Below are 11,902 nucleotides of genomic sequence, written 5' to 3'. Positions count from 1 at the left end.
CGCAGGGTTTTGCCACAGCTTTTCAAATGATAATGACTACAATGGGAGCACAGCGTTATGAGAATCATCATGTTAGGCGCACCAGGCGCAGGTAAGGGGACTCAGGCCCAGTTTATTACCGAGCGGTTTGATATTCCCCAGGTTTCCACCGGAGACATGCTGCGTGCAGCGGTCAAGGCCGAGTCTGAGCTTGGTAAGCAGGTCAAGGAAGTGATGGCTTCTGGTGCGCTGGTGTCCGATGACATCATCATTGCGCTGATTGAGGAACGCGTAAAGCAGCCCGACTGCAAGAATGGCTTTCTGCTTGACGGTTTTCCCCGCACCATTCCCCAGGCTGAGGCCCTGAAAGACCAGGGTATCGATATCGATTACGTGGTCGAGATTGCCGTTGATGACGAGGAAATCGTGAATCGTTTGTCCGGTCGCCGGGTACACGAGGGCAGTGGCCGCATCTACCATGTCAAGTACGACCCACCCAAAGTGGAAGGCAAGGATGATGAAACCGGTGAAGCTCTTGTTCAGCGTGCCGATGATCAGGAAGAAACGGTTCGCAAGCGCCTGAAAATTTACCATGAGCAGACGGCACCGCTGGTCAACTATTACCAGGATTGGGCCAGCAAAGACCAGGCCGCCGCCCCGAAATACGTACGTGTTGAAGGTGTAGGTAGCATGGACGATATTCGCGAACAGATCCTTACCCAACTGAAGTAACGGCGTGAAACTACTGGCACTGGACACGTCATCTGAGGGCTGCTCGGCAGCCCTGCTGGTGGATGGCAGCGTAACGGAGCGGTTTGAGCTTGCTCCCCGGGGTCATACCCGGCTGCTGATGCCGATGGTCCGCGAGCTTCTTGCGGAACAGCGACTGGTGCCTGCTGAGCTTGATGCCCTGGCGTTCGCCTGTGGTCCCGGGTCTTTTACCGGTCTTCGAATTGCCACAGGGGTTGTTCAGGGCCTGGCCTATGGCCTTGAAGTGCCCGTTGTTCCAGTGTCATCACTGGCTGCGGTTGCAGCAGATGCCATTGCCCATATGGCGTTGTCTGAAGGTGACGGCATCGCTGTGGCGTTTGACGCCCGCATGGGCGAGATCTACTGGGCGTGCTTTGTTTGCCGCGATGGGCAGCCAGAGCTGGTAGGACATGAGCAGGTGTGCACACCAGAATCCGCTACTCTGACGCCCGGTGTGTCCCGCTGGTTTGGCGTCGGCCAGGGCTGGGGATTGCGTGACGCCTTTCCTGCCGACGTTACCGGTGCTATGAAGGAAATCGATGAGTCGCTGGTTCCCAGAGCCTCCAGAGTGGCTGATTTGGCCGCCCGAGCCTTTCATGAGGGTGCCGGTGTTCCCGCCGCCCAGGCTCAGCCCGTCTACATTCGTGACGAAGTGGCCTGGAAGAAACTTCCCGGCCGCTAATAACCTCCCCGCTACCATCCGGAAATACTGCCCATGGAACTGTGGCATATTATTGTATTGGCTGTGATTCAGGGGCTGACGGAATTTCTTCCGATCAGCAGCTCTGCCCACCTGATTCTGCCGTCACAGATTCTGGGCTGGCCAGACCAGGGCCTGGCTTTCGATGTAGCAGTGCACGTGGGTACACTCGCCGCGGTGGTCTGGTATTTTCGCAAGGATGTTTTCAGGCTCTCGGTTGCCTGGGCCGGAGATACAGCACGCGGTCGGGTGGGGCAGGACAGTGGGCTTGCCTGGGCGGTTATTGCCGGCACCATTCCCGCCGGTCTGACAGGGCTTCTGCTCAATGATTTTATCGAGTCGTCCCTGCGCTCTGGCCTGGTTATTGCGATTTCTACCATCGGTTTTGGCCTGGTGCTCTGGTGGTCGGATGCGGTGGGGCGCAGGGCTCGCGACTTGCCATCCCTGACCATGAAAGATGCGGTGATCATCGGGGTGGCCCAGGCACTGGCGTTGATTCCTGGTACGTCCCGTTCAGGTATAACCATAACGGCAGCCCTGTTCCTGGGTTTTGGCCGGGAAGCCGCGGCACGTTTTTCGTTCCTGCTCTCCATTCCGCTGATTCTTGCTGCCGGCCTGTTGAAGACACTGGAACTGATCGATCAGGGTGGTGCAACAGACTGGGCGGCAATAGCATTGGGTGCTGCGTTGTCGTTTGTAAGCGCGGTGATCTGTATACATCTGTTCCTGAAGTTTCTTGAACGGCTCGGTTTGATGCCGTTTGTCATTTACCGCCTGGTGCTTGGCTTGTTGCTGATTTTCATGCTGTGGTAGCTCCATGCTGTGGCAGAGGGTAGAGCACAAAATGAACAGCCTGCTTTCAAAACCCTGGTAAATCTTCCATAATTCAAGTTCAGTTGTAACCATAACCGGTGTGCCTGAAATGATTGGTGGTGTTAATCCAAACAGCGGTCTTGCTTTCCAGTCCGGCAATAACAGCCCGGTCAGGGAACGAAGTGATGTGGCCCGGGCTCCTGCGACAGCGCCGGACAGCAACATCAATGCAGTCCGGCGGGACCTGACTGATGCCCGCTCCCGCAATGCTGAGGAACGGCCCGTACCATCGGCCGAGTCCCTTGAGCGGCGAATTGAAGCGCGCCAGGCAGCGGAAGATGTCAGGCTGGAGCGTTTTCGCGCCGATGAAGTACCCCTGAATACCTCAAGAGCCTTATCCACGTTTGCCGATGTGGCAGCGCGGGGCGATACTCCCGATAATGGCTTGTCCGGCATCGACATTCTGGTTTGATGCTTCCCCCTGAAAGCCCCCCTGACCTGGCCGTAGCCTGCAGCGCCCTTGGTGATAGCCTTGCAGCAAAGTTGTTGGCTGAAAAGCTGGAGCTGCCTTTTCTGGGCACGTTGCGTCCCCGCGATGTCCGGGATTATGACGTGCTGCTGTTTTCCGATGATAGCGGTCTTTGCCTGCAGGTGACTGGCAAGGGTGCTCCTGGTCCTGTCAGGGCCGAGTTTGTAACGGGAAAGGCGGGATATCGCCGGGAGCATGGTGGTGGCACAGGTCAGTTGATCGCAAAGGCGGTGGGGTTGCAGAAAACGCGGCAATCACTGCATGTTGTGGATGCTACTGCGGGCCTCGGCCAGGACGCTTTCGTCCTTGCATCGCTTGGCTGCCGGGTTAAGCTTTTTGAACGCTCACCGGTGATACACGCGTTACTCGAGGATGGCCTTGCCAGGGCGGCTCTGAATGAACAGAGTGCGCCGATCTCTGCCCGCATGGCGTTGCAGCCGGGGAACAGTATTGACTGGCTGAGGCAGGCTGACAAAGGGGCTGCTGATGTGATCTACCTCGACCCGATGTTTCCCCATCGGGATAAGGCGGCTTTGGTCAAAAAAGAGATGCAGGTATTTCGCACAGTGGTCGGTGATGACGACGATTCACCCGCGCTGCTGGCAGCGGCACTGGCGATAGCAACCTATCGGGTGGTGGTCAAACGCCCGCGCAAGGCCGAGCCCGTGAGCGGGCCGGTGCCTACCACGCGCATCGAGGGGAAAAGTAGCCGTTACGACGTCTATTCCATCAAGGCGCTGCCCAGCGGTTGATACAACGAATAAGGCCTGAGCAATCAGGCCCCGAGCATGGTTACCTGCTGGATGGCCTGGCGCTTTTCCACGCTCAGGACCAGCCGGGCATCTTCGGCAACTTCATCAAGACCATCGCTGTAGCACAATAGCCCGTTTTCGTCGGTGGTGATAACGCCATTGTGCTGCATGTTGGCAATAAAATTGCGGAACAGGGTCTTGTCGAAGAATTCCGGGGCATTGAGGCCAAACAGGATGGACATACGCTCGGCCAGCAGGGTGCTCTGTTCTTCCAGCTCGGTAGCCGTGATCGTGCCAGAACCATATTTGCGCAGTATGCCAATGGCAATATGATAGCGCTCCAGGGTCTGAATGATGAACCGTGAAAGAATCCGTAAACGAAGCATGGCGTCGGTACCTTCTTCAGGTCGGCGGATCCTGTCATCCCCCTCTTCGAACAGCAGGCCCCTGGACACCAGCACGTCGATCCATTGATTGACAACATTGGCGATGTCGTCGGGATGATACTTCAGGAACAGTTCCGACTTCAGATAAGGGTAGGCAACGCTGGCAAGGAACTCGACCTTGTCCCTGCGCAGTGACTGCTTGTTCTCAAACAGACTTGCGATCAGCGATGGCAGGGCGAACAGATGCTGTATGTTATTGCGATAATAGGTCATTAATATGGCGTTACTGCCCTCCAGAGCAATGATATCGCCAAGTTTCTGAGGCTGGCGGGTGACCAGACCCATATTTTCACAATAGGCCACCCAATCCCTGCCACTGCCTTCCGGCAGCGTGACAGTGTCCGCGTAGGGAAAGGCTTGCAACAGGTCTGCGTACTGATCCATCAGACGGATCAACTGGCCCTCATCCATGGCGAGGCGCTCGGTACCCAGCAACGCAGTGGCGGTAATGCCAATGGGATTAACGGCGACTGAAGCATTAATATTGGCCGCAACACGGCTCGCCAGTTCAGAGACGGCCTGGTTCAGCCACTTCGGCCGGTATTCAGAGCTGTAGGCTTCGTCCCGCCAGCTGGGCTCGATTTCGTCCAGCACGTCGGCAAGTGGGATTGCCTCCCCGAAATTCACGGCCACCCTGCCGAAAGAATTGGTCAGCTTACGGGCAGTCTTGGCCAGGGCAAACACGCTTTCTTTCTGTTTTTTCTTGCCCCGCAGCTCACCCAGATACGAACGGCCCTCCATGACCTTTTCGTAGCCGATGTAGACTGGCACAAACACGATGGGTTTGCGGTGGTCCCGCAAGAAGCTGCGTACAGTCATCGACAGCATGCCAGGCCGCGGTTGCAGCATTCGTCCGGTGCGGCTGCGCCCGCCCTCGACAAAGTACTCGACGGAATAGCCCCGTGAGAACATAACGTGCATGTATTCGTTGAACACCGTGGCGTAAAGCGGATTGTCGCGGAAGCTCCTGCGCATGAAAAAAGCCCCGCCACGGCGCAGGATGGGCCCGACAAGAGGCATGTTGAGGTTGATGCCCGCGGCAATGTGCGGGGGCATCAGCCCGTTTTTATAGAGCACATAAGACAGCAGCAGGTAGTCAATGTGCGAGCGGTGGCAGGGTACATAGACCACGGCATGGTCCTGGGCCACTTCCTTTGCTACCTGGATGTTGTTGATGGAGATGCCGTTGTAAATGCGGTTCCACAGCCAGGCCAGTAACACTTCCATAACGCGGATGGTGACAACGGACATGTTTGCAGCGATTTCGTCTGCGTATTTGTAGGCCTTGGCGCGAACCTTTTCCGGGGGAATGTCGTCCTTGCGGGCGGTTTCCCGGATGGCTTCCTTGACCGCTTGGGTTCGTACCAGGCCGCCGACCAGCGTGCGGCGATGGGATAGATCGGGTCCCAGAACGGCCTGGCGTACACGGCGGAAATGGGTGCGGAGAATACGTGCCAGTTTGCGGTTGGCGCGATCCTCACTGTGACGGTACTCGTCAATAACCTGTTTCAGGGACAGGGGTTGGTTGAACTGCACATAGGTGCTGCGACCGTGCACCAGGATGATAAGGAACTTCTGCAGCCGACCGGCTACCGACCAGGTGTCCGACAGCAACAGCTTGACCAGTGATCTCTCCTTGTCCGGCGAGCGGCCCCAGAACAGCGATACTGGCACGATCTGCACGTCCTGCTCCGGGTGTTCCAGCCCGTGGCGAACCAGTGCCCGGAACTCGCTGGTGGGAACGGGGGTCTGGCGTCGCCGGAACAGGCCGCCTATTCTGCGGTACAGAAAGAAGAACGAATGGTTTGGCCCGTTCTTCACCGGCAGGGAGGAGGTTGCACCTGGCAGACCGGCGCTCAGCACTTCCTGTTCCAGAACCAGGCGACTGGAGAGCGAGCTGTACTGCAACACGTAACAAACCGGCTTTTCCGGATCCAGTCCCAGGTCTTCAACGCTGTTACCGCTAACATCTGTCCGGACCCACAAAAACAAAATCTTGCGGAAAAGGGTCAGGATCAGGCTGCGAAGGCCCAGGAAAAAACGCATAAATGATCGCTCCGGTTCACGTAAACAGGCGCTAAGTTTACTTGGTTGCGCACGGTGCCGAAAGACATCATGTCGTTCAGTTGCATTGCGCCGGTGTGGTACATTTCAAGTTCTTACATGATGGTAGCTGCTGGATTCTAATTATGGCGATATGGACACCCGGTTGGTCAACGAAAGACCCTGGCGACGATGACCTTGTGTTGGCTATTACTGGCGACGCGGTTCTGAAGCCGGATTCCGGGTGGCTGAATCCATGGCAGACAATATTGCCAACTGCCAGGGCTGAGACCAGTACGGTGTACGTTGGCCAGTGGGATGGCCAGTCTGTCTACGTTGCCGAAACCAATGCCGATGCCCTTCCAGGTAACCCTGAGCCGGTGCCTTTGAGGGATGCGCTGCTGATGATGGAAGATGCGCCGGCAGACATGCTGGGTACGGCTTTCCAGGTACACCAGTGGTGGCGGGACCACCGGTTTTGCGGCCGCTGTGGTGGAACGACCAGCCTGCATCCCCTGGAGCGGGCAAAGTGGTGCGAGGATTGTGGCATTCCCTGGTATCCGCGGCTCGCGCCTTGCGTGATTGTGGTAATTCGCCGTGGCGATCATATGCTCCTGGCTCGATCATCTCGGGTAAAACGTCGTTTCTTCAGTCTGATTGCCGGGTTTGTGGAGCCAGGCGAGAATATTGAAGAAGCCGTGGCCCGGGAGGTGAAAGAGGAAACCGGCCTGGACGTCTGTGGTGTCCGTTACCAGGCTTCCCAACCCTGGCCATTTCCTCACCAGCTGATGCTGGGTTTTTTTGCGGATTATGCCGGTGGGGATCTGGTGCTGCAGGAAGATGAAATTGCCGAGGCTGACTGGTACCGACCGGGTGAGTTACCGCCGGTTCCGCCTTCGACCACCATTGCTGGCCGTTTGATTCACGCTATGGCACGGGAGATCAGTGGAGCGGAGGCGCAACCGTGACAAGCCCGAGAGTGCTGGTCTTTGACTCCGGTGTCGGTGGCCTGAGCATTGCCGCCTGTATCCACAGGCAGCTACCGGCTGTCAGGTTGCTGTACCTCGCCGACAACGCAGGCTTCCCTTACGGTAATCAACCGGAATCGGTGGTTATTGAACGCAGCCGGGACCTGATCACCGCGGCGATAAGCGAATATCCCTGTGATGTAATTGTCGTAGCCTGCAATACCGCCAGTACTGTCGTGCTTCCGCATTTGCGTGCTATTACATCCATCCCGGTAATCGGTGTTGTTCCCGCCATCAAGCCGGCAGTGGCATTGTCTGTCAGTCGCCGCATTGGCGTGCTGGCAACGCCGGCAACGGTGCGACGCCCGTACCTGGTTGACCTGATCAGTGAATTTGCCGATGGTTGTAGCGTTGAGCGCCTCGGGAATCCTGATCTGGTTCACTGGATTGAGCGTTTTGTCACTGGTGTTCCAGTGCCTGAGGCCGAATTGTCCTCAGCGTTGCAACCATTTCGCGATACAGGTGTTGATACGGTGGTGCTGGGCTGCACTCATTACCCTCTAATCGGTGAATTGTTAAAAGCGCAATTGCCCGAGGTAAAACACTGGGTGGATTCCGGTGATGCCATTGCCCGACGCGCAGCCTGGTTGTTGGAGCAGCAAGGACATGACGCTGGCAGGTTGAAACGACCGGTTGATCATCTGCCGGTTGACGCCGCCCTGTTTACGGGCGAAGCACCACCTGGGCTCGGAACGTTCCTGGACCAACTCGATCTGGGGTGCGCGGATATACGGGCGTGGTGGCCAGCAACTCTGGAGACGGCTACAGAAGCCGGGTCAGCTTGAACATGGCCAGAAATTCCAGTGCCGGTAAAGAACGGCGATGGCAACAGTAGGTCTTGAAGTTGTCACCGCGGAAGCGTGATTTGGTAAACTCCAGCCCCTTGAAGTTGTAAAGGAAATTACCCCGCTCATACAGGCCGTGCATGATTCGTTTCAGTAGCCTGCTTTCCTGGTGCTCGGTGGTCTGGTCCAGGGACAGCGGGATCAGTCCCAGGTCCAGGAAGGGCACGCCTTCGGCCTTGAAAACGTCCATGGCGTGAGCCATGAGGGTGTAGAAAATGCCCTGGCGGAAATCGGCATTGGCCCTGGATATATTGGGCACGTAACTGATGATTTCGTTGTTGCGGTATATGGGGTCAAAGTAAATAAAGCCCACTGCCTTGCCATTCTGGTAAGCGTAGAAGTGACGCTCGTTTTCCCGGTAATCCATCTCCATGGGGCGAATCAGGAAGCGGATTTCCTTGCTCTTGCACTTTCGCGTGCGAATCCAGGCGTCGGAGATTTCCCGGGTATGGTCGTCGCTGAAGCGCTCTCTTACTGTAATGCCATTCTTCTCAGCCTGGTTCAGCGCGGTGCGCAGGATCTGCTTCTTCTTGCCGGTCAGGGACCAGCTTTTCAGGTTGATGCGGGATTCGCTGCCAAACTGGGTGCCAAAAAGGCCAAACCTGCGATAGAGACAGTCCACAACGGGTTTTGACACCTGGATGTAGCAGGCGTTGGGAAAGCGCTGATGGAAGTTTTCCAGAATGACACCGAAGTGCTCTGGGGCTGTGACCGGGTCTGAAAGCACAAACGTCCCGCCCCATTTACGCATGTAGGCCAGGTAACCGATGCCGGGTACGTCGAAATACTGCATGCCCGGCTGCAATGTAGAAAATGACTGGGAGTGGGTTCCGTATTTTTTCAGATAACCGACGCGCTCCGGAAAGGTAAAGGTGCCTGCGTCCAGTGACTGGATGCTGTCGAGAGAAAGAATCTGGTCTGACATGGTGTTACTCCCCCGATTGACTATGCCTGTTTCTGACCCAGAATCGACCAGTAACAGTTCATGTTCAGCAGTTTGAAGTGCTTCTTCTCGGTAACCTGCAGGCCCAGGCGTTGCATGTGCTCGGGGTAGTTGTAGATTTTATGGAAAGCGTTATTGGCGAACAGCCAGAAGATGAAAACCGCCATGTACCAATACATTTTCTTGAACAGTCTCGCGATAATGTTGCCTGTGGGGTAACAGAAGTCGCCTACCACAACCTTGGCGTCGGCTTTTCCCAGGCGGATCAGGTGCTCCAGAACCCGAACCATCATGTCCTCGTCGAACACGTTGAGGAAAAAGTTGGCCACCACCATGTCGTATTGCTCGAATTCCTCCACGTTCATGATGTCGCTGTGGATGCGGCGGATGTTCAGGTCTGGAGCCTCTTTTCCCTGGGCCTCGCCGAACTTCCGCAACATGGTTTCGGACAGGTCCACCACTGTGACATCGGCACCCAGTTCTGCTGCACGAATGGCATCACGACCATGGCCAACGCCGGCAAACAGGATACGCGCGCCAGGTTTTACCGTTTCTACATCGAGCATGGCGGTCTTGCAGCGATGGATATTCCTGCCGCTATAAAGGTTGCTCAGAAAATCGTAAACCGGACCAATGTATTTGTATTTATCGTGCATGGAGACTTCTGCCTGTCCATATCCATTGGAGGCTTCCATCGTTGTTGTAATGGTTGTTTCACCGTATGGTGAATTCGATGGAAGCGTCTGATGGATTTGAGCTTAGAGAAGCCGATGGGGGAATTATGTGCAGCAATGCGCATTTCCGGATACATAAAGTAACGAACAGCAACACTTTGCAAACCAGGTCAACATTCTGAATCCGAGTGTCGGACAATGGAATGTCGATTTAAGCGGCTATCAGAATGCCACAGCGTGCGCAGGCACGTGGCCGAGGGTTTTCTCGATGACATCGGCGGGCCGGGCGGGGCCGTAGAAGAAGCCCTGAACCTGGTGGCAGCCAAGGCTTTTGAGGTAGGCCAGTTGTTCGTCAGTTTCAACGCCTTCAGCGATGATTTCCAGCTTCAGGCCATGAGCCATGGCAACGATGGCATTTACGATACAGGCACCGTCCTCGCCACTGCGAATGGCCTTCACGAAAGACTGGTCGACCTTCAGGGTATGGATGGGTAGCCGATGGAGGTAATTCAGAGATGAGTAGCCAGTGCCAAAATCATCAATGGCAATCCTGACCCCTAACGCTGCCAATTCACGGAGTTTTTGGCTGATCTGCTCAAGATCGTTCATGATCACGTTCTCGGTGATCTCGATTTCCAGATTTTCCGGAGGGAACCCATGGGCGTGGATCTGCTCCATCAGGGTCTCTACAAAACGCGGATGTTCCACCTGAACCGGTGACAGGTTGACGGCCAGCCGCAGATCCTCGTGACCATTGCGTATCCATTGGCCGACATCACGGCAGGCACGGTCCAGCACGCATTCGCTGAGCTTGGCAATCAGTTTGGTTTCTTCCGCGAGGGGCAGGAAGTCGCGGGGGTACAGCAAACCCCGTTCAGGGTGCTGCCAGCGAACAAGCGCCTCCAGGCCCACTATCCGGTTGCTGGTGGAGCAGACCTGGGGTTGGTAGAACACCCGTAGCTCATCCCTCTCCAGTGCCAGTCGCAGATCCCGTTCCAGGTTCAGACGGTTGGCAGTGTCGATGCTCATGCTCTCGGAGTAGAAGCGATATCCGTCCTTGCCACGGGCTTTGACATGGTACATGGCAATATCCGCGTTCTGGATCAGATTATCCATCGACTCGCCGGCTTCGGGATAAATGGCAATCCCGATACTGACACCGACAAATACTTCGTGATCCCCCAGCTGAAATGGCGCGCGCAGGGTCTTGATCAGCTTCTTGGAAATCTGCCTCGCGTCCTCATGGCTGTGGATTGAGGGTAGCAGCAGGGTAAATTCGTCACCGCCAAAGCGTGACAGGGTGTCGCCCTTGCGCAGGCAACGTTCCAGCCTCTGGGTGACCGCCTGCAGCAAACGATCGCCCATGGCATGGCCAAGGGTGTCGTTGATGACCTTGAAACGGTCCAGGTCGAGAAACATAACCGCCAGTTTCTGTTCACTGCGGCGGGCGTGGGTAATGGCCAGGTCGAGCCGATCTTTGAACAGGGCGCGGTTAGGTAGTCGTGTCAGTAAATCGTGGTAGGCCTGGAAGTTGATAAAGGCTTCCGCTTCCTTGCGCTCGGTAACGTCGCGGGCCGTGCCGTAATAACGAGCTTCCCGGCTGGCATGCCTGCCGTCTTCGTCGTTGGCGTGGGGCCAGGTTTCCGGATCGATAGGAAATGCCGTGATTTCAAAATGTCGGGTTGCCTTGCGGCTGCCCCGGGTTTTCAGCCGTACTTCCAGGGTGCGGGGGTTATCCGCGGAAATATTCGGGCCATTGAGGGCATAAGTGCCTTTGGCAATGTCCCGGTCGTCCAGTATGTGACGAAAATGCCGGCCAAAAAGTTCAGCGGGCTGATAGCCCAGCAGGCTTTCGATTTTGCTGTTCACAAAGCAGAAATGGCCGTCGCTATCGAGCATGAAAACGATATCGGGGGAGCTGTTGACGATGTAACGATGCAGTTCTTCCGACTTCTCCAGGCGCATGCGTATGTGCTCGTGGGCGCGAATCAGAGAGCGTTTGCCGAGCACGCTGTTTACAGTTGCGAGCAGTTCTTCCGGGTCGAAAGGCTTGCGGATATAGTCCAGTGCACCTCTGCGAAGGGCCCGGCTGACAGAGTTGAATGAGCTTTCCCCGCTGACGACGATAACACCACATTCCGGCTGTTCTGATGAAAGCCGTTCCATGACGTCGAATCCGTCCACATCGGGCATGCGCAGATCCAGCATCGCCAGATCAAAGAGTTCAGTTTCGATAACTCGGAGCGCCATACGGCCACCTTCCGCCTGGGTGACATCGTACCCTTTGCCTTTGAGCAGGGATGCCAGGCCGGATAGCAGTCTCGGGTCGTCATCGACGACAAGAATCCGTGCCTTTGCGCCGTTGCAGGAGGTCCACTCGGTGCTCGAAGGTTTCATTGT

The 11,902-nt window shown here is 56.2% G+C and carries 11 protein-coding genes; 7 read left to right on the top strand and 4 right to left on the bottom strand.

All coding sequences use genetic code 11. The features are described 5' to 3' along the window. The first annotated feature begins 57 nt into the window (after window positions 1-57). The 5 genes from adk (at window position 58) to M8010_RS09815 (ending at window position 3,523) form a co-directional block, all read left to right on the top strand. Window positions 58-711 (top strand): adenylate kinase, encoded by a 654-nt coding sequence (adk, locus tag M8010_RS09835; protein ID WP_250090803.1) that lies wholly within the window; start codon window positions 58-60, stop codon window positions 709-711. Between the two features lie 4 nt (window positions 712-715). Further along, the gene (tsaB, locus tag M8010_RS09830) at window positions 716-1,411 is read left to right on the top strand and encodes a tRNA (adenosine(37)-N6)-threonylcarbamoyltransferase complex dimerization subunit type 1 TsaB (RefSeq protein WP_250090802.1); all 696 of its coding nucleotides are present in this window, start codon (window positions 716-718) and stop codon (window positions 1,409-1,411) included. A 33-nt stretch (window positions 1,412-1,444) separates the two neighbouring features. Beyond that, on the top strand, window positions 1,445-2,242 hold the full coding sequence (locus M8010_RS09825; protein WP_250090800.1) for an undecaprenyl-diphosphate phosphatase: 798 nt from the start codon (window positions 1,445-1,447) through the stop codon (window positions 2,240-2,242). Window positions 2,243-2,351: 109 nt separating this feature from the next. Further along, the gene (locus M8010_RS09820; RefSeq protein ID WP_250090798.1) at window positions 2,352-2,714 is read left to right on the top strand and encodes a UDP pyrophosphate phosphatase; all 363 of its coding nucleotides are present in this window, start codon (window positions 2,352-2,354) and stop codon (window positions 2,712-2,714) included. Then, a complete protein-coding gene (locus tag M8010_RS09815; protein WP_250090796.1) occupies window positions 2,714-3,523 on the top strand; it encodes a class I SAM-dependent methyltransferase in 810 nt (269 codons plus the stop codon). Before M8010_RS09820 ends, M8010_RS09815 begins: the two co-directional genes overlap by 1 nt. Before the next feature lie 23 nt (window positions 3,524-3,546). Here the strand turns inward: M8010_RS09815 and plsB are convergent, their stop codons facing one another. Then, entirely contained in the window at window positions 3,547-6,015 is a 2,469-nt protein-coding gene (plsB, locus tag M8010_RS09810; RefSeq protein WP_250090795.1) for a glycerol-3-phosphate 1-O-acyltransferase PlsB, read from the bottom strand. 143 nt (window positions 6,016-6,158) lie between these two features. Between plsB and nudC the strand changes: the two genes are divergently transcribed. Beyond that, window positions 6,159-6,980: an NAD(+) diphosphatase gene (nudC, locus tag M8010_RS09805; protein WP_250090794.1), complete on the top strand. Its 822-nt coding sequence runs from the start codon at window positions 6,159-6,161 to the stop codon at window positions 6,978-6,980. Further along, complete coding sequence (gene murI, locus M8010_RS09800; protein WP_250090792.1) at window positions 6,977-7,825, top strand: glutamate racemase; 849 nt, start codon at window positions 6,977-6,979, stop codon at window positions 7,823-7,825. The genes nudC and murI overlap by 4 nt, the downstream gene beginning before the upstream one ends. Here murI and M8010_RS09795 read toward each other — a convergent pair. The 3 genes from M8010_RS09795 to M8010_RS09785 all read right to left on the bottom strand — a co-directional run bounded on the left by M8010_RS09795 (window position 7,803) and on the right by M8010_RS09785 (window position 11,899). After that, window positions 7,803-8,810, bottom strand: a complete 1,008-nt coding sequence (locus M8010_RS09795) for a DUF2156 domain-containing protein (protein WP_250090791.1) — start codon at window positions 8,808-8,810, stop codon at window positions 7,803-7,805. The genes murI and M8010_RS09795 overlap by 23 nt on opposite strands. A 20-nt stretch (window positions 8,811-8,830) precedes the next feature. Then, window positions 8,831-9,484 (bottom strand): class I SAM-dependent methyltransferase, encoded by a 654-nt coding sequence (locus tag M8010_RS09790; RefSeq protein ID WP_250090790.1) that lies wholly within the window; start codon window positions 9,482-9,484, stop codon window positions 8,831-8,833. 240 nt (window positions 9,485-9,724) lie between these two features. Beyond that, window positions 9,725-11,899, bottom strand: a complete 2,175-nt coding sequence (locus M8010_RS09785; RefSeq protein WP_250090789.1) for an EAL domain-containing response regulator — start codon at window positions 11,897-11,899, stop codon at window positions 9,725-9,727. Between the last annotated feature and the right edge of the window lie 3 nt (window positions 11,900-11,902).

The sequence above is a fragment of the Marinobacter sp. ATCH36 genome, from assembly GCF_023555055.1.
Lineage (GTDB): Bacteria > Pseudomonadota > Gammaproteobacteria > Pseudomonadales > Oleiphilaceae > Marinobacter.
This window is presented reverse-complemented; position numbering and strand designations above follow the sequence as displayed.